The sequence below is a fragment of the Gilliamella sp. B14384G10 genome (assembly GCF_016101685.1).
Lineage (GTDB): Bacteria > Pseudomonadota > Gammaproteobacteria > Enterobacterales > Orbaceae > Gilliamella > Gilliamella apis_A.
In genome coordinates this window covers 64,688-88,742 of the sequence record NZ_JACFQA010000003.1, presented here as the reverse complement: position 1 = coordinate 88,742, position 24,055 = coordinate 64,688, and the positions used below count along the sequence as shown (strand labels likewise).

The 24,055-nt window shown below is 35.0% G+C and carries 20 protein-coding genes and 5 tRNA genes; 10 read left to right on the top strand and 15 right to left on the bottom strand.

Annotated elements, in window-relative coordinates; all coding sequences use genetic code 11:
• The first annotated feature begins 197 nt into the window (after positions 1–197).
• Positions 198–2,201, top strand: a complete 2,004-nt coding sequence (locus H3T54_RS08745) for an OPT family oligopeptide transporter (protein ID WP_198222119.1) — start codon at positions 198–200, stop codon at positions 2,199–2,201.
• A 48-nt stretch (positions 2,202–2,249) separates the two neighbouring features.
• Here the strand turns inward: H3T54_RS08745 and H3T54_RS08740 are convergent, their stop codons facing one another.
• Positions 2,250–2,450 (bottom strand): hypothetical protein, encoded by a 201-nt coding sequence (locus H3T54_RS08740; protein ID WP_198222117.1) that lies wholly within the window; start codon positions 2,448–2,450, stop codon positions 2,250–2,252.
• A 225-nt stretch (positions 2,451–2,675) separates the two neighbouring features.
• On the opposite strand from H3T54_RS08740, the gene H3T54_RS08735 reads away from it, so the two are divergent.
• Positions 2,676–4,598, top strand: coding sequence for an ABC transporter ATP-binding protein (locus tag H3T54_RS08735; RefSeq protein ID WP_198222115.1), 1,923 nt, complete (start codon positions 2,676–2,678; stop codon positions 4,596–4,598).
• A gap of 97 nt (positions 4,599–4,695) precedes the next feature.
• Here the strand turns inward: H3T54_RS08735 and nusG are convergent, their stop codons facing one another.
• The 11 genes from nusG to H3T54_RS08680 form a co-directional block, all read right to left on the bottom strand.
• On the bottom strand, positions 4,696–5,241 hold the full coding sequence (gene nusG, locus H3T54_RS08730) for a transcription termination/antitermination protein NusG (protein ID WP_110448530.1): 546 nt from the start codon (positions 5,239–5,241) through the stop codon (positions 4,696–4,698).
• Between the two features lies 1 nt (position 5,242).
• Positions 5,243–5,644 (bottom strand): preprotein translocase subunit SecE, encoded by a 402-nt coding sequence (gene secE / locus H3T54_RS08725; RefSeq protein WP_110448531.1) that lies wholly within the window; start codon positions 5,642–5,644, stop codon positions 5,243–5,245.
• 134 nt (positions 5,645–5,778) lie between these two features.
• The gene (gene tuf / locus H3T54_RS08720) at positions 5,779–6,963 is read right to left on the bottom strand and encodes an elongation factor Tu (RefSeq protein ID WP_034900851.1); all 1,185 of its coding nucleotides are present in this window, start codon (positions 6,961–6,963) and stop codon (positions 5,779–5,781) included.
• Positions 6,964–7,146: 183 nt separating this feature from the next.
• Positions 7,147–7,222: transfer RNA gene (locus tag H3T54_RS08715), tRNA-Thr, on the bottom strand.
• 3 nt (positions 7,223–7,225) lie between these two features.
• Positions 7,226–7,300: transfer RNA gene (locus H3T54_RS08710), tRNA-Gly, on the bottom strand.
• Positions 7,301–7,355: 55 nt separating this feature from the next.
• Positions 7,356–7,440, bottom strand: a tRNA-Tyr gene (locus tag H3T54_RS08705).
• A 32-nt stretch (positions 7,441–7,472) separates the two neighbouring features.
• Positions 7,473–7,548, bottom strand: a tRNA-Thr gene (locus tag H3T54_RS08700).
• Between the two features lie 580 nt (positions 7,549–8,128).
• Positions 8,129–10,831, bottom strand: coding sequence for a bifunctional acetaldehyde-CoA/alcohol dehydrogenase (gene adhE, locus H3T54_RS08695; RefSeq protein ID WP_110448712.1), 2,703 nt, complete (start codon positions 10,829–10,831; stop codon positions 8,129–8,131).
• Between the two features lie 295 nt (positions 10,832–11,126).
• The gene (gene tcdA / locus H3T54_RS08690; protein ID WP_232351555.1) at positions 11,127–11,921 is read right to left on the bottom strand and encodes a tRNA cyclic N6-threonylcarbamoyladenosine(37) synthase TcdA; all 795 of its coding nucleotides are present in this window, start codon (positions 11,919–11,921) and stop codon (positions 11,127–11,129) included.
• A gap of 301 nt (positions 11,922–12,222) precedes the next feature.
• Entirely contained in the window at positions 12,223–13,578 is a 1,356-nt protein-coding gene (locus H3T54_RS08685) for a PFL family protein (protein WP_065578304.1), read from the bottom strand.
• A gap of 35 nt (positions 13,579–13,613) precedes the next feature.
• Positions 13,614–13,883, bottom strand: coding sequence for an ACT domain-containing protein (locus H3T54_RS08680; protein ID WP_110448709.1), 270 nt, complete (start codon positions 13,881–13,883; stop codon positions 13,614–13,616).
• A 143-nt stretch (positions 13,884–14,026) separates the two neighbouring features.
• On the opposite strand from H3T54_RS08680, the gene H3T54_RS08675 reads away from it, so the two are divergent.
• Positions 14,027–15,244, top strand: a complete 1,218-nt coding sequence (locus tag H3T54_RS08675; protein WP_110448708.1) for a pyridoxal phosphate-dependent aminotransferase — start codon at positions 14,027–14,029, stop codon at positions 15,242–15,244.
• Positions 15,245–15,452: 208 nt separating this feature from the next.
• On the opposite strand, the gene H3T54_RS08670 is transcribed toward H3T54_RS08675, so the two are convergent.
• On the bottom strand, positions 15,453–16,211 hold the full coding sequence (locus tag H3T54_RS08670) for a M48 family metallopeptidase (protein ID WP_198201408.1): 759 nt from the start codon (positions 16,209–16,211) through the stop codon (positions 15,453–15,455).
• A gap of 156 nt (positions 16,212–16,367) precedes the next feature.
• On the opposite strand from H3T54_RS08670, the gene queA reads away from it, so the two are divergent.
• Entirely contained in the window at positions 16,368–17,399 is a 1,032-nt protein-coding gene (queA, locus tag H3T54_RS08665) for a tRNA preQ1(34) S-adenosylmethionine ribosyltransferase-isomerase QueA (RefSeq protein ID WP_198222111.1), read from the top strand.
• Between the two features lie 45 nt (positions 17,400–17,444).
• Here the strand turns inward: queA and H3T54_RS08660 are convergent, their stop codons facing one another.
• Positions 17,445–18,125 carry a M48 family metalloprotease gene (locus H3T54_RS08660; protein ID WP_198222109.1) on the bottom strand — a complete coding sequence of 227 codons (681 nt, stop codon included), beginning with the start codon at positions 18,123–18,125 and terminating at the stop codon, positions 17,445–17,447.
• A gap of 139 nt (positions 18,126–18,264) precedes the next feature.
• Here H3T54_RS08660 and tgt point away from each other — a divergent pair, with 139 nt between their 5' ends.
• On the top strand, positions 18,265–19,416 hold the full coding sequence (gene tgt / locus H3T54_RS08655; protein WP_198201411.1) for a tRNA guanosine(34) transglycosylase Tgt: 1,152 nt from the start codon (positions 18,265–18,267) through the stop codon (positions 19,414–19,416).
• A 60-nt stretch (positions 19,417–19,476) separates the two neighbouring features.
• A tRNA-Pro gene (locus tag H3T54_RS08650) sits at positions 19,477–19,553 on the top strand.
• Positions 19,554–19,780: 227 nt separating this feature from the next.
• Here H3T54_RS08650 and H3T54_RS08645 read toward each other — a convergent pair.
• The gene (locus tag H3T54_RS08645) at positions 19,781–20,812 is read right to left on the bottom strand and encodes a LacI family DNA-binding transcriptional regulator (protein ID WP_198222107.1); all 1,032 of its coding nucleotides are present in this window, start codon (positions 20,810–20,812) and stop codon (positions 19,781–19,783) included.
• 316 nt (positions 20,813–21,128) lie between these two features.
• Between H3T54_RS08645 and H3T54_RS08640 the strand changes: the two genes are divergently transcribed.
• From H3T54_RS08640 to rimL, 4 genes are all read left to right on the top strand, one after another.
• Complete coding sequence (locus H3T54_RS08640; RefSeq protein ID WP_110448702.1) at positions 21,129–21,572, top strand: PTS sugar transporter subunit IIA; 444 nt, start codon at positions 21,129–21,131, stop codon at positions 21,570–21,572.
• A gap of 31 nt (positions 21,573–21,603) precedes the next feature.
• Positions 21,604–21,876, top strand: coding sequence for a PTS sugar transporter subunit IIB (locus tag H3T54_RS08635; protein WP_034900870.1), 273 nt, complete (start codon positions 21,604–21,606; stop codon positions 21,874–21,876).
• A gap of 15 nt (positions 21,877–21,891) precedes the next feature.
• Entirely contained in the window at positions 21,892–23,256 is a 1,365-nt protein-coding gene (locus tag H3T54_RS08630) for a PTS ascorbate transporter subunit IIC (RefSeq protein ID WP_198222106.1), read from the top strand.
• Between the two features lie 185 nt (positions 23,257–23,441).
• The gene (rimL, locus tag H3T54_RS08625) at positions 23,442–23,987 is read left to right on the top strand and encodes a 50S ribosomal protein L7/L12-serine acetyltransferase (RefSeq protein WP_198222103.1); all 546 of its coding nucleotides are present in this window, start codon (positions 23,442–23,444) and stop codon (positions 23,985–23,987) included.
• Positions 23,988–24,055 lie beyond the last annotated feature (68 nt).

Here is a 24,055-nt window from a genome sequence, read left to right as displayed (position 1 = left end):
ATAGCATAATTATTCAGTTACTAATCTTTAATATGGATATTTTGCTTAAATTTTAATGTTTAAAATAAAAGTAGCTTGCAGTGAATAAACCGATAAAAAGAAGCTAAATCTGAGCTTAATCGTAGATTTTATAGCAGATAAAGCATAATTAAGTATATAATAACAGGCTATCAATTTAACTTTAATATATAGGTAGTATGAATAATTTACGAGAACTTACACTACGCGGTACCATTCTTGGTGCTTTAATTACTATCGTCTTTACAGCCTCCAATGTCTATTTAGGCTTGAAAGTCGGATTAACTTTTTCATCAGCCATCCCTGCAGCCGTCATTTCCATGGCTATTTTACGATTATTTTCAGGATCGACAATTTTAGAAAATAATATGGTGCAAACTCAAGCTTCCGCTGCTGGAACTTTATCATCTGTTATTTTCGTTATGCCAGGTTTATTAATGATGGGATATTGGAGTAATTTTCCTTTCTGGTTAACCTTTGCGGTTTGCGCTGCTGGTGGCATGTTAGGGGTATTATTTTCTATTCCATTACGTCATGTTATGGTAGTAAAAAGTGATTTACCTTATCCAGAAGGTGTCGCTGCGGCTGAAATATTAAAAGCTGGTTCGAAAACTGACGATAAAGAAGCAAATGATGGATTAAAGGATATCGTATTTGGCGGTATTATCGCCTCTATAGTGAGCTTATTTACTAATGGATTTCGTTTATTGTCTGATAGCACTGCTTATTGGTTTACAGGTGGTAAATCGATATTTCAGATCCCAATGGGATTTTCATTAGCATTACTCAGCGCTGGCTACCTAATTGGTATTATTTCAGGAATTGCGGTATTAATCGGAACCATTATAGCTTGGGGATTTGGTATTCCAATCCTAAGTGCCCTAACAGATTATGATACCTCGCAACCTTTATCTAAAATCGCAATGGGAATGTGGGCCACAGATATTCGTTTTATCGGTGCAGGTACCATAGCAATTGCCGCAGTCTGGACATTACTGACTTTAATCAAACCGGTTATTGAGGGTTTAAAAACATCGTTAAAAACACTTCGCTCTGATATTTCTGTAAATGATATTGAGCGAACAGATAGAGACTTGTCACCAAAAACAATTTTTATCATTATGGCTGGCATGCTAATTATCTTAGTTGCAACCTTTCACTCTTTTATTTCTGATAGTGGTTTATCAACTGGTATTGCTTGGTTACTAGTAATTTGTGCTGTTTTATTTGCATTTATTATGGGATTTTTAGTTGCAGCTGCCTGTGGTTATATGGCTGGTTTAGTTGGTTCTTCAGCCAGTCCTATATCAGGTATTGCCATTGTTGCCGCTATAGCTATTTCACTAATATTACTTGGCTTAAGTGAAACACACGGTATGTTATCCTCTGTCGAAGGAACTGACTTTATCACTGCATTAGCCCTATTTACAACTAGTGTTGTGCTATCAATTGCATGTATTTCAAATGATAATTTACAAGATTTGAAAACAGGTTATTTAGTTCATGCCACGCCATGGCGACAACAAGTAGCCCTTTTAATTGGTTGTGTTGTCGGTGCTATTGTCATTGCCCCTATTCTTGAAATACTCTATAACGCTTATGGTTTTACTGGTGCGGTTCCTCGTACAAATATGGATCCTACCCAAGTATTAGCCGCGCCTCAAGCAACTTTGATGACGACCATTGCTAAAGGAATTTTTTCTCATAATCTAGATTGGACAATGATCTTGATAGGTTTAGCTGTAGGCGCAACAGTTATCATCATTGACCTAATTTTAGCCAAAAAGAAAACTAAATTCCGTCTACCTGCTTTAGCTATCGGATTAGGTATTTACTTACCACCAAGTATTACATTGGCTATATTTACTGGTTCATTATTATCATGGATAGTAAAACGTCAGGCATATGCAAAAGCACAAAAACTAAATTTAGATCCAGAAAGTGAGTTCAAAAAAGTAGACCGTAAAGCGTCTTTAATTGCATCAGGCTTAATCGTCGGTGAAAGCTTAGTTGGTGTTATACTTGCCATTGTGATTGTTATTAGCATCACTAATGGTGGTGGAGATGCACCTCTGGCAATATTCCCTGACTTAGGCGATATGTCTCAATATTTAGGATTATTTGTTTTCATTACGATCTGTTGTCTTATTATTCGCAGATCTTTGTCAGCACTTAAACGATAATATTATTATGATGCCCTTTACCAGGAAACTGATAAAGGGTATTTATGACTATTTAAGGTTACTGCCTAAATTAAGTGTTAAGGCAATATTCATCGAGGTTTGATAGCGGTTTGCTTTTGCCGTTACTGATTCTAGTACTTCCGCCAAAGTCGCAACTTTACTTAAAATACTGAACATGGCATTAATACCATAAGGATAAATGGTTTCAGCTTTATTGCCCAAACGGCCAACAATAACATTTACCGTCATAAATTACAAAACTTACAATAGTTTTGATTCAGCCTCACAATCTAACGTATTCAATCTCTCAGGCTTTCTTAACAATATCATCAAATTGACAGTTTATTAACAATAACCTTTCAAAGTTAGGCAATAAGAATTCATTACCATGTTAAATTTCCTATTATGATTTTGCATACGCTCTATTTTTTGTTAGCATAACACATTTTATATTGAATCATAGGTGACTTCGTCATGATAGTGTTTGATTCTATCCAAATTCGTAGAGGCATTAATCTACTTTTAGATAATGCATCTGCAACAATAAATCCTAAGCAGAAAGTTGGATTAGTCGGTAAAAATGGCTGTGGTAAATCCACACTTTTTTCATTAATTAAAGGTGAAATTCAAACTGATGCCGGTAGTGTTTTTATTCCTGCCCAATGGCAATTAGCATGGGTAAATCAAGAAACACCAGCATTAGATACAGCCGCTATCGAATATGTTATTGATGGTGATCGTGAGTTTCGAAAATTGGAACAAGATTTAGAGATTGCTTACGAAAAAAATAATGGTGAGCAAATTGCGCTTATTCATGAAAAACTTGATAACATTGACGCTTGGACTATCCGCTCTCGAGCGGCAACATTATTGCATGGTTTAGGTTTTTCCAATGAACAATTAATCTTACCGGTTAAATCCTACTCTGGTGGTTGGCGTATGCGACTTAATCTAGCACAAGCGTTAATGTGCCGTTCCGATTTACTTCTTCTTGATGAACCAACCAACCATCTTGATTTAGATGCTGTGATGTGGTTAGAAAAATGGTTAAGTAATTATCAAGGTACACTTATTTTAATTTCACATGACCGTGATTTCTTAGATCCATTGGTTAATAAAATTATTCACATTGAACAAAAGAAACTATTTGAGTATACCGGTAATTATTCATCATTCGAGACACAACGCTCAGCAAAACTGGCTCAGCAACAATCAATGTATGAAAGCCAGCAACTTAAAGTTGCACATTTACAAAGCTATATTGATCGTTTTAGGGCTAAAGCAACCAAAGCTAAACAAGCTCAAAGCCGAATAAAAATGTTAGAAAGGATGGAATTAATTGCACCAGCACATGTCGATAATCCATTTCACTTTAAATTTAGACAACCTGAATTCTTACCAAGTCCTTTATTAACGATGGAAAATATCGTTGCCGGCTATGGTGACAAAATTGTATTAGAACAGATTAAACTTAATTTAGTTCCAGGTTCTCGCATAGGTTTATTAGGTCGTAATGGTGCTGGTAAATCAACACTCATCAAGTTATTGGCTGGTGAATTACCGCCAATGCAAGGTCAGGTTAGCTTGGCTAAAGGGGTACAGCTTGGCTATTTTGCTCAACATCAATTAGAATATTTACGGGCAGATGAATCAGCTTTATGGCATTTAAAACAACTTGCGGAGCCGAAAAATACCGAACAAGAATTACGTAATTATTTGGGAGGTTTTGATTTTCATGGTGATAAAGTTAGTGAACCAGTAAAAACATTCTCTGGTGGTGAAAAGGCTCGATTAGTTTTAGCGTTAATTGTTTGGCAAAAACCAAATTTACTGTTGCTCGATGAACCAACAAACCACTTAGATTTAGATATGCGACAAGCATTAACTGAAGCATTAATCGATTTTGAGGGGGCGTTAGTTGTGGTCTCGCATGATAGGCATTTATTGCGTTCTACTACTGATGAGTTTTACTTAGTTCATGATCATAAAGTCGAACCTTTTAATGGTGATCTTGATGATTATCATAAATGGCTTACGGAAGAACAGAAAGCAGAAAACCAACCGGAAGAAACAAATAAACCAATAAAAAAGGAAAGTTTACCTAAAGTTTCAGCGCAAGAACGTAAAGAGCAGAAACGCAAAGATGCTGAGGCTCGTGCACAATTACAGCCACTTAAAAAGCAGTTACAAAAAGAAGAGAAAATTATTGCTCGATTAAATGATCAATTAAAAATTATTGAAGAGCAATTAGCGGATCCCGATCTTTACGGTTCAGATAAAAAAACAGAACTGACGCAATTGCTGCTCAATCAAAGTAATTTAAAAATAGAATTAGATAAAGCAGAGTCAAGTTGGTTTGATTTACAACAACAGTTAGAAGAATTTGAAGCTGAGTAATCATAACTCCAATAAAATTTATTTGTTTAAAACAAAAAACACAGAGCTTATGCTCTGTGTTTTTCTATAAATATCGTGCAGTAAAACAGTTAAGTTTTTAGCTTTTTTCTACTTGGCTAAAATCAAGTTCAACTGGAGTAGAACGACCAAAAATAGAAACCGACACTTTTAAGCGACTTTTTTCGTAATCTACTTCTTCAACTACACCATTAAAGTCAGCAAATGGACCTTCGTTAACACGAACAAGTTCACCTGGTTCAAATAATGTTTTAGGACGCGGTTTATCACCAACTTGCTGTAGACGATTCATAATTGCATCAACTTCACGTTGGCTAATTGGCGCTGGTCTATCTGATGTCCCACCAATGAATCCCATTGTTCTTGGTACACTTTTAACTAAATGCCAAGTTGCATCGTTCATCATCATTTCAACTAAAACATAACCTGGGAAAAATTTACGTTCGCTTTTACGGCGCTGTCCACCTTTCATTTCAACAACTTCTTCGGTTGGTACTAAAACTTCCCCAAAAGAATCTTCCATATTATGTAATTTAATATATTCACGTAATGATTGTGCAACACGTGCTTCATAGCCAGAATAAGCTTGGATCACATACCAGCGTTTTTGTTGTGTTTCACTCATATTAACGCCCTATTGAAGTTAAATAAAAGATGATTGAACGGAACAAAGAATCCATTCCCCAAAGCGCAGTACCAACAATAACGGTAATAACAGCGATTAATAAAGTTGTTTGTACAGCTTCTTTACGAGTAGGCCATACAACCTTTCTGAGTTCTTTTCGTGATTCTTGCAGAAAAGCTATAAACGATTTCCCTTTAGCGGTTGTAAATGCAATAAATAAGGTTAAAAGCGAAACCACAACAACTGCAATAATTCGAACGATCGCATTTGGTTGATATATATCATTAGGTAAAGAGAAATAAGAATTTCCCCAAACAATTAACGCAATTAATACTAGAACCAAAACCCATTTAAATTTGTCTAGAACAGTACTTGTATCTTGACTCTCGTTACTTACTAGCATATAAAACCTATGATTATGTTATTTATAATATTATCCATTTTCCAAAATGCTCTTTCTCTAAAAACATTTTGCTAAACAGACTAGGTAAGAAAGGGTATCAAAAGATACCCTTTCTATGATCGCGATTGCTGAAATTATTTAATAACCTTAGCAACAACACCAGCACCAACAGTACGACCACCTTCACGAATAGCGAAACGTAAGCCGTCTGCCATTGCGATTGGGTGAATTAATGATACTGTCATTTTGATGTTATCACCTGGCATTACCATTTCTACGCCTTCTGGTAATTCAATAGTACCTGTTACGTCTGTTGTACGGAAGTAGAACTGTGGACGGTAACCTTTGAAGAATGGAGTATGACGACCACCTTCATCTTTACTTAGAATATACACTTCTGATTCGAAATCTGTATGTGGAGTGATTGAACCTGGTTTTGCTAATACTTGACCACGTTCGATTTCTTCACGTTTTGTACCACGTAATAATACACCTACGTTCTCACCAGCACGACCTTCGTCTAGTAATTTACGGAACATTTCAACACCAGTACAAGTTGTTTTAGTAGTCGGTTTGATACCAACGATTTCAACTTCTTCACCAACTTTGATTACACCGCGCTCTACACGACCTGTTACTACTGTACCACGGCCTGAGATTGAAAATACGTCTTCGATTGGTAATAAGAATGGTTTATCAATGTCACGCTCTGGTTCTGGAATGTAGCTGTCTAATGCTTCTGCTAATTCTACAATTTTATCTTCCCATGCCGCATCGCCTTCTAACGCTTTAAGCGCTGAACCACGAATTACTGGTGTATCGTCACCTGGGAAATCGTATTGAGATAAAAGTTCACGTACTTCCATTTCAACTAATTCTAATAATTCTTCATCATCAACCATATCACATTTGTTTAAGAATACGATGATGTAAGGTACACCTACTTGACGACCTAAAAGAATGTGCTCACGAGTTTGTGGCATTGGACCATCAGTTGCTGCTACTACTAAGATAGCACCGTCCATTTGTGCCGCACCAGTGATCATGTTTTTAACATAGTCAGCATGGCCTGGGCAGTCTACGTGTGCATAGTGACGAGTTGGTGTATCGTATTCAACGTGTGAAGTATTGATGGTGATACCACGTGCTTTTTCTTCTGGTGCGTTATCGATTTGATCGAATGCACGAGCTTGACCACCGTATTTTTTAGATAATACTGATGTGATCGCTGCAGTTAAAGTTGTTTTACCATGGTCAACGTGGCCGATTGTACCAACGTTAACGTGGGGTTTTGTGCGTTCAAATTTTTCTTTAGACATTTATCGTCCCTCAATGTAATACAAATCGGTGGTGATTCACCACATTAACCAAGTATCATATTTAATTTTAACATAATACTAACTTAAAATTAGCTCTGAATGATACCAGATAAAGCCGTCAAGTGACAAGCTCTAAAGCAGTTAAATCTAATTTTTTTAGAAGGTTTAGGAAATTAACAAGAATGGTGCTGATAGGCAGATTTGAACTGCCGACCTCACCCTTACCAAGGGTGCGCTCTACCAACTGAGCTATATCAGCAATTGGAGCGGGCAGCGGGAATCGAACCCGCATCATCAGCTTGGAAGGCTGAGGTAATAGCCATTATACGATGCCCGCATGTTCAAACTCGGCTACCTAAATGCTTCAATTAGCAATTGCTAATGTTAGATAATGGTGGTGGGGGAAGGATTCGAACCTTCGAAGTGTGACACGGCAGATTTACAGTCTGCTCCCTTTGGCCGCTCGGGAACCCCACCCCGAATCATTATAAACTGTTTACTTAGGAAAATGGTGCCGGCTGCCGGAATCGAACTGGCGACCTACTGATTACAAGTCAGTTGCTCTACCTACTGAGCTAAGCCGGCCTAAGTGCTGCGCATTATGTACTAGAACATTTAAGCTTGCAAGCAAAAAAAACATTTTTTTTATTGTTTGATTAAAAAAAAATCAAAAAAACCAAAAAAGATTGATATGTAAGCTATTTCGGGATTTTTTTTAATCAAAAATAACATGTTAAATTATTTCTTTTTTTACGCATTTTTCGTAGTTTTAGTAGCTGAACCCGCTTTAAAAGCGATATGAGTAGCAATATTTCTATGAATATCACCCTAATATTGAGGTAATACCATAGCGAATTTCGAGTAAAATTTGTTCATATAATAAAATTAAAGAATAAAAAACTAAGATATAAACTATCACAGGCTTTTGCTAATCAAGAATAATCTTTCAAATTATTTCTTTTTAGACTTTTTTTCTCAATTATGATTGAAGACATCTTTAGCTATGATGTAAATAGATGCATTTTCGCTAATATCACTCTTATCTTGATACATATGACTATAGTAAATTTAAAGTAGAATTTATTTGTTTCGCAAAATTAAAAAATAAAAAAGCCCGAGATATAAACTATCTCAGGCTTTTGCTAATCAAGAATAATCTTTTAAATTATTTCTTTTTAGGTGCTTTTTTCTTAGTTGTAGTTGCAGCTACACCTTTAGCTGCAGTGTTAACAGCTACATCTTCACTAATGTCACCTTTATCTTGATACGCACGACCATAGTAAGTATCAAGTAGAATTTGTTTTAATTCTGCAATTAAAGGATAACGAGGGTTAGCACCAGTACATTGGTCATCAAATGCATCAACTGCAAGTTGATCAACTTGAGCTAAGAAAGTTTTCTCATCTACACCAAACTCTTTGATAGAGAAAGGAATATCTAGATCTTTTCTTAATTGATCTAACCAGCCAATTAATTTCTCAACTTTCTTCTCGTCTTTATCTGTTGCTACAGTTAAGCCAAGATGTTCAGCAATCTCTGCATAACGTCGTACAGCTTGAGGATAACCATATTGGCTAAATGTACCTTGTTTAGTCGGTTTATCCGTTGCATTAAAGCGAACAACATTACTAATTAGCATCGCATTCGCCACACCATGAGGAATGTGGAATGCCGCACCAATTTTATGGGCAATTGAGTGGCAAACACCTAAGAATGATTGAGCAAACGCAACACCAGCTAAAGTTGCAGCATTATGCACTTTTTCACGAGCGATAGGATTTTTTGCTCCTTCTTTGTAGCTTGTTGGCAAGTAAGCTTTTAATAAGCTTAATGCTTGTAACGCTTGACCATCAGAAAACTCGCTTGCCATAATTGACACATAAGCTTCTAAAGCATGAGTTACCGCATCATAACCACCAGCCGCACAAAGTGATTTTGGCATATTCATAACTAAGTTAGCATCGACAATTGCCATGTTTGGTGTAATTGCGTAATCAGCTAATGGGTATTTTTGACCAGTTGCATCATCAGTAACTACCGCAAACGGTGTCACTTCAGAACCAGTACCTGATGTAGTTGTCACGCAAATTAGTTTTGCTTTTTTACCCATGTTAGGGAAATGACAAGTACGTTTACGAATATCCATGAAACGCAATGCTAATTCGTCAAATTTTGTTTCTGGATGTTCATAAAGAACCCACATAATTTTCGCCGCATCCATTGGTGAACCACCACCTAAAGCTATAACAGTATCCGGTTGGAATGCTGTCATTGAATCAGTACCTTTACGGACGACACTTAATGTTGGGTCAGCTTCAACATCAAAGAAGGTTTCACAAATCACACCTTGTGCTTCAAGTTGATCAGTAATTTGTTTTGAGTAACCATTATTAAATAAGAATTTATCGGTTACTAAAAATACTCGTTTGGCACCTTGCTCAATCACTTCATTTAAAGCAACTGGAAGCGAGCCACGTTTAAAATAGATAGAACTTGGTAATTTGTGCCATAACATGTTTTCTGCTCTCTTAGCGATTGTTTTCTTGTTGATTAAGTGTTTCGGACCGACATTTTCTGAGACCGAGTTACCACCCCAAGAACCACATCCTAATGTTAAAGATGGAGCTAAATCAAAGTTATACAAATCACCGATACCACCGTGAGCAGCTGGTTGGTTGATTAAAATACGACATGTTTTCATTTTACTGCCAAAATAAGCAACACGATCACGATTACTATCTTGATCAGTATAAAGTACTGAAGTATGTCCCATACCACCCATTTCAACAAGTTTTTCAGCTTTATCTACCGCTTCATTAAAATCTTTAGCTTTAAACATAGCTAATGTTGGTGAAAGTTTTTCGTGAGCAAATGGTTCAGATAAATCTACTTTACTTACTTCACCAACAAGTACTTTAGAACCTGCAGGAACTTTAATACCAGCCATTTCTGCAATCTTAGTTGCTGGTTGGCCTACGATATTAGCATTTAAAGCGCCTTTATCATTTAAGATGATACCTTGAACAGCTTTTGTTTCTTTAGCATTTAAAACATAAGCGCCATATTGAGTCAATAAATCACGTACTTCATCATAAACTGAATCAACGACAACAATAGCTTGCTCAGAAGCACAGATCATACCATTATCAAAAGTTTTAGACATAAGTACTGATGCAACAGCACGTTTTAAATCAGCAGTTTCATCGATAATTACAGGGGTATTACCTGCACCAACACCTAATGCTGGTTTACCAGAACTATAAGCGGCTTTAACCATACCTGGTCCACCAGTTGCTAAGATTGCAGCAACATCATCATGATGCATTAAAGCGTTTGATAATTCGATAGATGGTTCATCAATCCAACCAATAATATCTTTTGGAGCACCAGCTTTAATTGCCGCATCTAACACAATACGGGCAGCTTCAATAGTTGATTTTTTAGCACGTGGATGTGGGGAAAAGACAATAGCATTACGAGTTTTTAAACTGATTAATGATTTAAAAATTGCGGTTGAAGTCGGGTTTGTAGTCGGCACGATTCCACAAATAATCCCTAATGGCTCCGCTATTGTAATGGTACCATAAGACTCATTTTCAGCAACAACACCACAAGTTTTGTCATTGCGATATTTATTAAGAATATACTCTGCAGCAAATAAGTTTTTAATAACTTTATCTTCTACAATCCCCATTCCTGATTCAGCAACAGCTTGCTGTGCAAGAGGGATTCGAGCTGCGGCTGCGGCTGTTGCTGCTGCCACGAAGATTTTATCAACTTGCTCTTGAGTATAAGTAGAATAAGTTTCCTGAGCTTTTTTAACTCGAGTCATTAACTCATTTAACTCATTCATATTGGTTACTGCCATAGATTTCTCCTTGAAAATTAAAAAATAAACTTGGATCGTTTGGCGTCTTCCTTGAACATATTTAAAGCATATTTATAATAGCAAAACGAAATTGTCGGATATCGTAAATCAGTTTTTTACTTTACACAATAAGATATTTACAAAAAATGAATGTTATTTAAAAGAGCAAATAATTTTATTGTTTTTTGCTGACTAAAATTTAAAATTTTATTACTTTATTATCAGAGCATTTCAAAAAATGAACAATTTACGATAAGGTAAAAAATATATTGTTAACGTAAATAAATGATAAAAATTATACAATGCTCAACTTATTTAATACATAACTAACCGCCACAAAACCAAATGTTGCCGTAACAGTAGTGATTGCCCCAAAACCTGATTCACAATCCATTTTTTTTGCACCTTGCGCTTGGCTTTTCATTAAGCAAGTTTGGCCATTAGATGCAGGATAAGTCAATTGTTCAGTTGAAAACACACATGGAATAGCAAATTTACCTTTACTATCTTTATTAAGTTTATAATCATTTTTTAATCGCTCGCGCAATTTAGCCGCTAAAGGATCTTGAATTGTTTTCGCTAAGTCAGCGATTTTAATTTGCGTAGGATCTTTTTGTCCCCCCGCTCCCCCTATTGTAATGACCTTTAATTTTTGTCGCTTACAATAAGCCAAAACAGCAGCTTTATCTTTGACGCTGTCAATTGCGTCAATAATATAGTCATAACGAGGATGTTGTTTAGAACCCAAATAATCATTAACGTTATCGGCATTAATAAAATCATCTATATCATTAACAACACATTCAGGATTGATCTGTAAAATTCTATCTGCCATAACCGAAGTTTTTGCTTTACCTATATTAGGTTTTAAAGCGTGAATTTGACGATTAGTATTGGTAATACAGACATCATCCATATCTATCAAAGTAATTTGTCCAACGCCACTTCGAGCAAGCGATTCAGCGACCCAAGACCCCACACCACCAATACCAATGACACAGACATGAGCTTGAGAGAAACGTTGTAATGCCTGTTCACCATAAAGTCTAGCGATACCACTAAAGCGTTGAAAATAAAGTTCTGTTTTCATCATTATTTATTGATAGTGTTTATGTTTAAACACTATATACTCCTCAAACCTTTTTAGATGAGAATATTTATTCTCTTTTATTGATAACTTATTCATTAATATTATTCCTATTATACCTTTTCAAGAGTGAAACATTAAATTTGTTTAGAATTATTGATACTGATTAGCAAATAATATTGCATATATGGTTAATTTAGAATAAGCACACTAAATAATGAATCTATATCATCGATATGGTTTATGATGAGAAATAATTTGCGACTCTGCCATAAAGAAGTATTATCAACAGAGTCACAATAAATTAATTTTTAAAGGAGTGAATTGGAGCAGGAATACGCCCACCACGACTAATAAAATCGCATGAACTAAATTTATTTACTGGCATTACAGGAGCATGGCCAAGTAAACCACCAAATTCAATATTATCGCCTACTTTCAAACCTACAGCTGGGATAATTCTGACCGCCGTAGTTTTATGATTAATTACTCCAATTGCTGCTTCATCAGCAATAATTGCTGAAATAGTTTCAGCTGGCGTATCGCCAGGAATAGCAATCATATCAAGCCCTACAGAGCAAACACAGGTCATGGCTTCTAATTTTTCAAGATTTAGAGCCCCATTGTTTACTGCATCAATCATACCCGCATCTTCTGATACAGGAATAAATGCACCACTTAATCCACCTACATGGCCACAAGCCATTACGCCACCTTTTTTCACGGCATCATTAAGCATCGCTAGTGCAGCGGTAGTTCCATGTGTTCCAACAACTTCTAGTCCCATTTCTTCTAAAATATGTGCTACTGAGTCACCGATAGCTGGAGTTGGAGCCAAAGATAAATCAACAATCCCAAATTTAACGCCTAAACGTTCTGACGCTTCTTTACCTACCAGTTGACCCATACGAGTTATTTTAAAGGCTGTTTTTTTAATTGTTTCAGCAACAACATCAAAAGGCTGACCTTTAACTTTTTCCAATGCTCGCTTAACTACACCCGGCCCACTCACACCGACATTAATCACACAGTCAGCTTCACCAACACCATGAAAAGCACCAGCCATAAATGGATTATCTTCAACTGCATTAGCAAATACCACTAATTTTGCACAAGCCATACTACTATTGTCGGCGGTTAATGCGGCCGCTTCTTTAATAATTTGTCCCATTTGCTTTACTGCATCCATATTAATACCAGTTTGAGTAGAGCCGACATTAACTGAAGAACAAACTCGTTCGGTTTGTGCTAATGCTTGTGGAATTGATTTAATAAGAATTTCATCGCCTTTATGGTAACCTTTTTGCACTAATGCAGAAAATCCGCCTATAAAATTAACACCAACCGCTTTGGCTGCTTCATCGAGTGTTTTAGCAAAGGCAACATAGTCTTTATCGTCACTTGCGCCTGCAATCAATGATATAGGAGTAACTGAAATACGTTTATTAATAATAGGGATACCAAATTCAGAAGTAATTTGATCACCAACTTTAACTAAATCTTTCGCTAATCGCGTAATTTTATCGTAGATTTTTTGACGCGCTTTTGCACCATCACTATCAATACAATCAAGAAGAGATATACCCATGGTTATTGTGCGGATATCAAGTTTTTCTTCCTCTATCATTTTAATTGTTTCGAGGATCTGTTTTGTTTCCATTAGTTCTATCCTTTCGTAAAAATATGAAATTGAGCTTATAAACGATGCATTGCATCAAAAATTTCTTCTCGTTGTATATTCACTTTAACTTTTAACTGCTCACCAGTATGCACCAAAGTATTTTTGACCTCATCAAAAGTGACGTTAATGTTAGATAAATCTAATAACATAATCATGGTAAAATACTCATCCATAATAGTTTGGCTAACATCTAATATATTAATATTTAATTCATATAACTTTTGGCTTATCCCTGCAATAATTCCTGTTTGGTCCTTACCAATTACCGTTAAAATTGTTTTCATCACACTCTCCGCACAAATTTTATACACTTAAAAAATATTTATTGGGTTGTTTATAATAACACCTTCAAAAATTATCTAAATAGGAGTAGATTGTTTTTTTACGCAAAATAAAAAGCAATAAGATAAAATGAAAGGGCATTATTATGATAAATTTTCAAAAATCCAATAAATTGGACCATGTTTGTTATGACATTCGTGGGCCAATTCTTGAGCATGCCAAAAGGCTGGAAGAAGAGGGTCAAACTATTCTTAAACTCAATATTGGAAATCCAGCCCCTTTCGGTTTTAACGCACCTGATGAATTATTAGTTGATGTCATTCGTAATCTACCTACATCACAAGGGTATTGTGACTCAAAAGGTCTTTATTCTGCTCGTAAAGCGATTATGCAGCACTATCAATCCAGAGGAATTACTAATTTAGATGTAGAAGATATCTATATTGGTAATGGTGTTTCAGAGTTAATCGTTCAATCCATGCAAGCATTACTTAATAGTGGTGATGAAATATTAGTACCAATGCCTGATTATCCACTTTGGACAGCTGCTGTTAGTTTATCTGGTGGCAATGCAGTTCACTATGTTTGTGATGAAGAAGCTAATTGGTCACCTGATTTACAAGATATCAAACAAAAAATTACCCCTAAAACCAAAGGGATTGTGATTATTAATCCAAATAATCCGACTGGAGCGGTTTATAGTAAAGAAGTTTTACTCGAAATAGCCGAAATCGCACGTCAAAATAATTTAATTATTTTTGCTGACGAAATTTACGATAAAATTTTATATGATGACGCTGTACATCATTCGATTGCGGCTTTAGCTCCAGATCTATTTGTTATTACCATGAGCGGTTTATCAAAAACTTATCGAGTTGCTGGTTTTAGACAAGGTTGGATGGCACTATGTGGACCAAAACATCATGTTAAAGGTTATATTGAAGGTCTAAATATGTTAGCTTCAATGCGTTTATGTGCCAATGTACCACTGCAACACGCAATTCAAGGCGCATTGGGTGGTTATCAAAGTATTAACGAATTTATTGTGCCTGGCGGTCGACTCTATGATCAATGTATGTTGGCATGGCGTTTATTAAATGATATTCCTGGCGTTTCTTGTACTAAACCACAAGGTGCTTTATATCTATTTCCAAAACTGGATCAGAAAAAATTTAATATTCATAACGATCAAAAATTAGTTTTAGACTTTTTGTTACAAGAAAAAGTACTGTTAGTACAAGGAAGTGGATTTAATTGGCATAAACCAGATCATGTTAGGATTGTTGCTTTACCTCATACAGGTGAACTACAAGATGCTATAGCTCGATTTGCACACTTTTTATCTAACTATAAACAAGTATAATTTAATTTCTATATATCCCTCTAATTATAATAGAGGGATATTCAAACATTAAAATAATCTATTTTAATATTTCAATAAATTATTTAAATTAATTTGCTTAATCTCTACTTAAACTCATTAATTATGATTATCAATTAATAATTGATTAACAGTAACTAATAAAAAAGCGCCAAAAAGGCGCTTTTTTCTAATAAATTATTTAAATGAATTATCTTTTTAATTCAGCTAATTTATTACGAATATTTTCAGCACGTTTTGCTGAAGATGGATGGCTACTTAAAATTGATGCATCACCACCACCTAATTTATCAAATGCAGTTGCAAGACCTGCTGGATTGATTTTTTTCTTAACTAAATAATCAAAAGAGAAATTATCAGCATCTTGTTCTTGTGATTGAGAGAATTGAGCATTGATAACAGCTTCAGCTAAAGCACCTAAAGAAGATTTAGATAATGAAGCAACTGTTTTGTTACCTGATGCTGCCGCTGCATCACGAGCGATTTCTGTTGCATAAGCAACTTGGATTGCTTTTTTGCTATGACCTAAAGCAACGTGACCTAATTCGTGACCTAAAACGCCTTGAATTTCGTTATCAGTCATCATATCCATTAAACCACTGTAAACACGAACACAGCCATTAGCCATTGCCCAAGCGTTAACATCTTTAGTGATATACACTTTATAGTTAACTGGAGTTCCATTGATATTATTACCAAGAGCTTTAGCAATTTTATTTAAACGTTTAGTATATGCACTTTTAGCTGGAGCAATTTTTGACTGAGCATCCATTTGAGCACAAGATTTTTGGCTTAATGCTTTCACATCATTATCACTGAGTGTTGCTGCTTCTAAACCTTTCATACCAAGACTAGTTAAATCACTAGCACTCATATTTTTACAGCCGGCTAAAGACATAGCTGCAACTAAAGGTAGTGCAACAAGCAATGTTTTTTGATGTTTTTTCATATCATTTTCCTTATATTAACAGACTTTTCTTTCTTCTAACATTCATGTTAGATGTGTGGAATTTTAACGCAACTTTAATAATAATCAACAAATAATTACTTGCTTCGTAATAATTAGCCATTTAGACTAGTGCCTCTTTTTTTGAGGAACATAATTATGCAACTGTCTGATTTCAATTTTACTCTTCCCAAAGAACTGATTGCAAAATACCCTTCAGAAACAAGAAGTTCTTGTCGATTATTAGCTCTTGATGGCCATTCAGGTAAAATTGAAGATAAAGTATTTACGGATATTGTTGATTGTATTAATGCTGGTGATTTACTCATTTTCAATAATACTAAAGTAATTCCTGCTCGGTTATATGGAAAAAAAGCATCAGGTGGAAAAATTGAGGTATTGATTGAACGATTGTTAGAGGGAAATCGAGCACTTGCACATATTAAAGCCTCAAAATCACCTAAAATAGGAGCAGAACTCATTTTAGGTGAAAATGATAATATCCAAGTTACCATGGTTGCACGTCATGATGCATTATTTGAGCTACAATTTCCTGACGATGTACTTAGCATTTTAAATGAAATCGGTCATATTCCATTACCACCTTATATAGATCGCCCTGATGATGCTCAAGATCGTGAAGTATACCAAACCGTTTATAGCAAAGTTCCTGGCGCTGTCGCAGCCCCAACAGCTGGTCTTCATTTTGATAAACCTTTATTAGACAAACTTAAACAAAAAGGTGTTGAGATGGAATTTGTTACCTTACATGTTGGCGCTGGTACATTTCAGCCTGTAAGAGTTGAAAATATTGAAACTCATATTATGCATGCCGAATATGCAGAAGTTCCTGAATCAGTCGTAAAAGCAGTTTTAGACTGTAAAGCTCGCGGAAATAAAGTTATTGCCGTAGGAACAACATCAGTCAGAGCACTAGAAAGTGCAGCACAACTAACTGGAACTATTGCACCTTTTTTTGCCGATACCCGAATATTTATTTACCCTGGCTATCAATTTAAAGTCATTGATTCTCTGATCACTAACTTTCATTTACCTGAATCAACTTTAATTATGCTGGTTTCAGCATTTGCTGGCTATGAGAACACTATGAATGCTTATCAGTATGCCGTAAAAGAAAAATATCAATTCTTTAGCTATGGTGATGCAATGCTAATTACTAATAACAAATGATTTATAGCTAGAGTAAATTATTTATATTCAATAAATTAAAAATAGTTAGTGACGATTCAATCTATCAACAATATGGGATATTCGTTTTATTCTTGATGGATGCGAGGTTGGTTGATTTTTAGAATGAATTGGCATTTTTGTTAACATATTGAGCAAACCAATTGGATCTATATTTTCTCCTACTAATAAGTCAAAAGCATAACTATCCGCTTCAACCTCATATTGATGTGAGGTTTCTTCTTTTACAAGAATCACAAGCTCATGGGCTTTATCTGTAATTTCAATATAAGGAGCTTGTCGAAACAAATTTATTCCATGTTTTAGGGCTATATGGGCCTGTTCATGCGCCAGTACTGCTTGTAACTCATTATCTTCAAGTAATTTCATTAAACCACTATTAACTCGAATACAACCATTAGCAGTTGACCAAGCATTCGGTTCAGTATCAATATAAACCTTATAATTTAACTCAATATTATTTATTTTTTGCGGTAAACTTTGGGCTATTTTAGATAATCGACGATTGAGATGATGATAATTAGGAGGAATTATCGCTCTATTGTCATTTTCAATACAAGCTTGTTGACTAATTGCCAATATATCATGTTCCGATAAGGTTTTAATTCTTTCAGATGAGACTATAGTGGGTGTTATTCCAGTTTGGTTCTGACATCCAACCAACATTAGTATTACAACACATGAGATAAATAAAATAATAGATTTCAATGGTTCGAAAATCCTTACAAATATTGTCTATTTAAGCCTAGCACGATAAACTAAGCAACACTACTTAATGATACAAGTATGTATTATAGCAATAATTGGCGCCAAACTGTTTATTTGGTCGCAAGAGGTTAATATAAAAATGAAATTTGAGTTAGACAATACTGACGGCTTAGCTCGTCGTGGCCGTATGAAGTTTGATCGTCGTGGAGTGGAATATGCCGTTGAGACTCCTGCTTTTATGCCGGTTGGTACCTATGGCACAGTAAAAGGTATGACACCGGAAGAAGTAAAAGCAACAGGAGCACAAATCTTATTAGGTAATACTTTCCATCTATGGTTAAGACCTGGACAGGAAATTATACGCAAACACGGAGATCTTCATGATTTCATGCAGTGGTCAGGACCAATCTTAACCGATTCAGGTGGATTTCAAGTTTTTAGTCTTGGTGATATTCGTAAAATAAAAGAAGAAGGTGTTTATTTTCGTAATCCAATTAATGGGGATTCTATTTTTTTATCGCCTGAAATCTCAATGGAAATCCAATATGATCTTGGTTCGGATATTGTAATGATTTTTGATGAATGTGCTCCCTTTCCTGCTGAATGGGACTATGTCAAAAAATCAATGGAGATGTCCTTACGTTGGGCAAAACGTAGCCGACAACGTTTTGATGAACTAAATAACAAAAATGCATTATTTGGTATTGTACAAGGTGGTATACATCAAGAATTACGTGATATTTCAATTAAAGGATTAACCGAAATTGGTTTTGATGGTTACGCTGTTGGTGGACTTGCTGTTGGTGAACCAAAAGAAGATATGCACCGCATACTTGAAGGAACCTGCCCACAATTACCTGCCGATAAACCACGTTATTTAATGGGAGTAGGAAAACCAGAAGATTTAGTTGAAGGCGTGCGTCGCGGTATCGATATGTTCGACTGCGTTATGCCAACTCGAAACGCCCGTAATGGTCATTTATTTGTTACCAATGGGGTTATAAAAATTCGTAATGCAAAATATAAAGACGATACGACACCATTAGACCCGCATTGTGATTGTTATACCTGTAAAAACTACACGAAATCTTATCTTCATCATTTAGATAAATGCGGTGAAATATTGGGTGCTCGCTTAAATACTATTCACAATTTACGTTATTACCAACGTTTAATGGCTGAAATACGCGAAGCAGTAGCAAATAAACGATATGAAGCGTTTGTTACTGAATTTTATCAACGAATTGGTAAAACACCTGCACCCTTAGGTAACCAAACCAAACAAAGTTGATAAATTTTATATATCAACTATTGACACATTATAGTTAGCGCAGTATTATGCGCTTCCTAACGGCGAGTAGCGCAGCTTGGTAGCGCAACTGGTTTGGGACCAGTGGGTCGGAGGTTCGAATCCTCTCTCGCCGACCAATTTAATAAAAAAGCCTGCTCATTTGAGTAGGCTTTTTTATTATTACTACTATGCATTTGATTCGAACCGATAAGAGATTTGATCTGAGTAGCACGAGACAGCGTAGCTTTAGCAACGACCCGTAGGGCGAGTCAATCCTCGCTCTCGTCGTTCTTTTTTATTCTCGTAGCTATTAGATTAATTCAAACTTAAAGTATTTCTTGAAACAATTAACTTTCTGGTTAAATTACAAACTATCTCTTAAGCAAATTGTTGGTGTTAGAGTTGCGATTTCAAAATTTGAATGACCACTTTTATCTGTTAATTCATTCAATAATAAATTACCAATATACTCACCTTTTTTCTTTGAAGGTAGAGAAACTGTTGTGAGCGTTGGAATACTTACCTGACTAAATTCACTATTACCAAATCCACAAACAGCTAATTGATAAGGAACTCGAATATGCCGTCTTTGACATTCATAAAGCACACCACATGCCAGCTCATCAGTAGTACAAACTAACGCATCTAATTCAGGCCAATTCAATAAAATATCTGGCAGTAATTCACTACCAGTACTAAAATTAGCTGGTTTAGCAGGATTAATTATTCTATGGGTTGGCAAGTGATTGTTTAACATAGCTTTATGCCAACCATGTAACCGCTGTTGAAAAACATGGCATTGGTGGTTAGCACAAAGTAAACCAATATTGCGATAGCCTTTTTTTATTACCTGTTCCGTCAACATACTCATTGCCAAACTATCATCTACTTCTATATGTATATTAGCCAATTCATCATACTGCTTACCAATATTGAAAGTAGGAATTGTTTTATTTTTTAATATTTTTTCAATAAAATCATCATGTTCAATATAAAAAAGTAATATCGCTTCAAGATTATTACTATAGAGAGTATCTAATAGTTGTGATTCTCGTTTATAAAAATAATAAGATTCAAATATAACTGTGGTATAACCTTCTTTAAGTAAATATGCTTGCAGTGAATTAAGGGCTATGCGGGTTGAATCTTCATAAATTTTTGTAGTAATAACAGCAATAACTTTATTGGCAGAAGCGGATGCTAGCAAGCTAGCTGCAATATTAGGTTTATAGCCTAATGTCTCAACAGCTAGTTGGATTTTTTGGCGCAGTTTATCCGATACCTTATCTGGCGTTCGCAATGCTCGTGAAACAGTCATCGTACCAACACCAGCATATTTAGCGACATCAAATAAAGTAGTTTGACCTGTACTTCTGCGTTTTTTGGTATCTTGCATATTCGATCTCAACTAGAGCTAACCAGTAGTTAAATGTATACTCCAAATCCTAAAAACATTAACAATTACAATATGTTAATTAATTAATTTAAATGTTTAATCAAAATAATGAGATTATTATAATATTATGCTATGACCATTTTTTTTCAAATATATATTAAAAATGCTATCTAAATCACAAAATAGAAAAATTATTCACGAAAAAATGATAGCGCTATCACATTTTTGTTCTTTTTAAATTATTATTGTTAGCCAATGTGTTAATTTTCTATTATCGTAATATTAACAAATAATAAATCAGTTTTTCGGAGGTAAAATGTTAAATCAATGGCTAACGGGTCAAACTGTAAAGATTGTTGATTCGGTGAAAGATTGGAAAGAAGCAATTAAGCTTTGTGCTGCTCCATTATTAGAGAACAAATCAATAACACCAAACTATATTGATGCTATCTTTCAATTGCATGAATCTATTGGTCCTTACTATGTATTAGCACCGGGAATTGCAATGCCTCATGCCAGACCCGAACAAGGGGTAAATAATTTAGGTTTATCAATGCTATTAGTTAAAAATGGCGTTAATTTTAATTCAGAAGAAAATGACCCTGTTTATTTAATTACTTTGCTGGCCGCTAGTGATAGCACTAGTCACATCGAAATGTTAACTCAGTTAGCATCATTATTCGCTGAATCAGATGATGTTAATTCAATTTTTAATGCTAAAAATAGCGATGAAATTTTAACAATAATTGATCGTTATTAAATTCAAATCAATTAATAGAAGGATAAATAATATGAAAATTATGGCAGTTTGTGGTTCTGGGCTTGGTAGTAGCTTCATGGTTGAAATGAATATCAAAAAAGTACTCAAAAAATTAAACATTGATGCAGAAGTAACACATGCAGATCTCGCCTCCGCCACACCAGAACAAGCGGATCTTTTTGTGATGACTAAAGATCTAGCTGCAAGCTCTGGCATTCCACAAGATAAATTAGTGGTTTTAAATAATATTATTGATATCAACGATTTAGAACAGAAACTCGTTGAGCACTTTAATAAAGCCTAATTATGAGGTATTGCTATGATTCAAGAAGTAATTAAATTCGTTGTTGATATTTTAAAAGTACCAGCAATACTCGTTGGTCTAATTGCCATGGTTGGGCTATTAGCACAACGAAAATCATTTGCAGATACAGTTAAAGGAACGGTTAAAACAATTTTAGGATTTTTAGTATTAGGTGGTGGTGCAACAGTTTTAATCAGCGCAATTACGCCATTAGGATTAATGTTTGAAGAAGCGTTTAAACTTCAAGGTATCATCCCTAATAATGAAGCTATCGTTTCAATGGCATTAAATGAATATGGTACAGCAACAGCATTAATTATGGCATTCGGCATGGTAGCCAATATTATGGTTGCGAGGTTCACATGTTTAAAATATATTTTTCTAACTGGCCATCATACTTTTTATATGGCATGTATGATCAGTATTATTTTGACCGTTGCTGGATTTGAAGGTTGGCAATTAGTATTTACTGGTTCATTGGTTCTCGGCTTGATCATGGCATTCTTCCCAGCTTTAGCCCAACCACAAATGCGAAAAATAACTGGCAATGATGATGTTGCATTCGGTCATTTCGGTACCTTAGGTTATGTATTAGCGGGTTGGCTTGGTTCAGCTTTTGGTAAAGGATCTCGTTCAACTGAAGAAATGAATTTACCGAAAAACTTAAGTTTTTTACGTGATAGTTCAATCTCTATTTCATTAACGATGATGATTATCTATTTAATTTTAGCGATATTTGCTGGCCCTGATTATATTCAAGAAAACTTAAGTAAGGGAGATAATTATTTAGTTTATGCCATTATTGAAGCCATCACATTTGCAGCAGGTGTATTCATTATCCTTCAAGGGGTTAGACTGATTTTAGCCGAAATTGTTCCTGCATTTACTGGCTTCTCAGAAAAATTAGTGCCAAATGCAAAACCAGCTTTAGACTGTCCGGTTGTTTTCCCTTATGCACCAAATGCAGTATTAATTGGCTTTTTATTTAGTTTTCTTGGTGGATTAGTTGGATTATTTGTATTAGGACAACTAAATGCTGTGCTTATTTTACCTGGTGTTGTCCCTCATTTCTTCTGTGGTGCAACTGCAGGGGTGTTTGGTAATGCTATGGGTGGCCGTCGAGGAGCAATGCTTGGTGCATTTGCCAATGGCTTATTAGTTACATTCTTACCAGTACTTTTATTACCAGTTTTAGGGTCACTTGGCTTTTCTAACACAACTTTCTCTGATGTAGACTTCTGTGGTGTAGGAATTATTCTGGGCAATATGGCAAATTGGTTCAATAAAGATGTTATTATGGGAATCTTTGTCGCTATTTTTGCTTTGTTAGTTGTACATAATACATTAACAAAACCTAAAAAAAGTAACAATGAAAAATAGATTTTTATCTTTTCATTAAGTAATAATATGATGCCAGACTTGCTAGTCTGGCAATTTTATACCACTTCATCGTACTACAACTTATCCTATCAACTTTCGACAACATAGTTTATTTAATATACACGACAACATAATTTGTTTAAAATGTTTAAATAACTTCGTTCGGTATTTTAAAAAAGTTAATAATGACCAATAATCAAAAAGATATGATTGATGTTGATAAACATCTTTGTTTAGCACCAGCAAATAATCAATATGCATCAGATATTTATAACATTATCACTAACAATAGAGAGTACTTTAGTCAATTTATGGCATGGCCTAAATTTGTGAAAAACCAAACGGATACAGCGCTGTTTTTAGATTCTTGTTGGTTAAAACATCAACAGAATGAAAGCAAAACCTATGTCATTTTATTAAAAGGTCAAGCTATTGGATTACTATCATTTAATCAGATTGATAAAAATAATAAAACAGCTTATATCGGTTATTGGCTAGATAGCTCAAAACAGGGCCATGGAATTATGACCGTCGCAATCAATGCATTAATAAAGCATTACACTATGCAAAAAATAATTAGACGATTTGTCATTAAATGCGCAGTTAATAACGAGAAAAGTAATGCTATAGCCAAACGTTGTGGTTTTAGTTACGAAGGCACCCTAAAACAAGCTGAATATATTAATGGAACTTTTCACGATCAAAATATTTATGGTTTGATTGCTTATTAGGTTTAATTATTTGCTTATAAAAAAACCGACATCTGTCGGTTTTAATTAACAATTGTTGAATAAATATG

Coding starts and splice junctions, on each gene's coding strand:
- H3T54_RS08685 (WP_065578304.1), bottom strand. CDS start 13,578: ATGGAAACAAAACAGATCCTCGAAACAATTAAAATGATAGAGGAAGAA.
- secE (WP_110448531.1), bottom strand. CDS start 5,644: ATGCTAGTAAGTAACGAGAGTCAAGATACAAGTACTGTTCTAGACAAA.
- tgt (WP_198201411.1), top strand. CDS start 18,265: ATGAAATTTGAGTTAGACAATACTGACGGCTTAGCTCGTCGTGGCCGT.
- H3T54_RS08680 (WP_110448709.1), bottom strand. CDS start 13,883: ATGAAAACAATTTTAACGGTAATTGGTAAGGACCAAACAGGAATTATT.
- H3T54_RS08735 (WP_198222115.1), top strand. CDS start 2,676: ATGATAGTGTTTGATTCTATCCAAATTCGTAGAGGCATTAATCTACTT.
- tuf (WP_034900851.1), bottom strand. CDS start 6,963: ATGTCTAAAGAAAAATTTGAACGCACAAAACCCCACGTTAACGTTGGT.
- adhE (WP_110448712.1), bottom strand. CDS start 10,831: ATGGCAGTAACCAATATGAATGAGTTAAATGAGTTAATGACTCGAGTT.
- H3T54_RS08670 (WP_198201408.1), bottom strand. CDS start 16,211: ATGAAAAAACATCAAAAAACATTGCTTGTTGCACTACCTTTAGTTGCA.
- H3T54_RS08740 (WP_198222117.1), bottom strand. CDS start 2,450: ATGACGGTAAATGTTATTGTTGGCCGTTTGGGCAATAAAGCTGAAACC.
- H3T54_RS08640 (WP_110448702.1), top strand. CDS start 21,129: ATGTTAAATCAATGGCTAACGGGTCAAACTGTAAAGATTGTTGATTCG.
- tcdA (WP_232351555.1), bottom strand. CDS start 11,921: ATGAAAACAGAACTTTATTTTCAACGCTTTAGTGGTATCGCTAGACTT.
- H3T54_RS08635 (WP_034900870.1), top strand. CDS start 21,604: ATGAAAATTATGGCAGTTTGTGGTTCTGGGCTTGGTAGTAGCTTCATG.
- queA (WP_198222111.1), top strand. CDS start 16,368: ATGCAACTGTCTGATTTCAATTTTACTCTTCCCAAAGAACTGATTGCA.
- nusG (WP_110448530.1), bottom strand. CDS start 5,241: ATGAGTGAAACACAACAAAAACGCTGGTATGTGATCCAAGCTTATTCT.
- rimL (WP_198222103.1), top strand. CDS start 23,442: ATGACCAATAATCAAAAAGATATGATTGATGTTGATAAACATCTTTGT.
- H3T54_RS08675 (WP_110448708.1), top strand. CDS start 14,027: ATGATAAATTTTCAAAAATCCAATAAATTGGACCATGTTTGTTATGAC.
- H3T54_RS08645 (WP_198222107.1), bottom strand. CDS start 20,812: ATGCAAGATACCAAAAAACGCAGAAGTACAGGTCAAACTACTTTATTT.
- H3T54_RS08745 (WP_198222119.1), top strand. CDS start 198: ATGAATAATTTACGAGAACTTACACTACGCGGTACCATTCTTGGTGCT.
- H3T54_RS08630 (WP_198222106.1), top strand. CDS start 21,892: ATGATTCAAGAAGTAATTAAATTCGTTGTTGATATTTTAAAAGTACCA.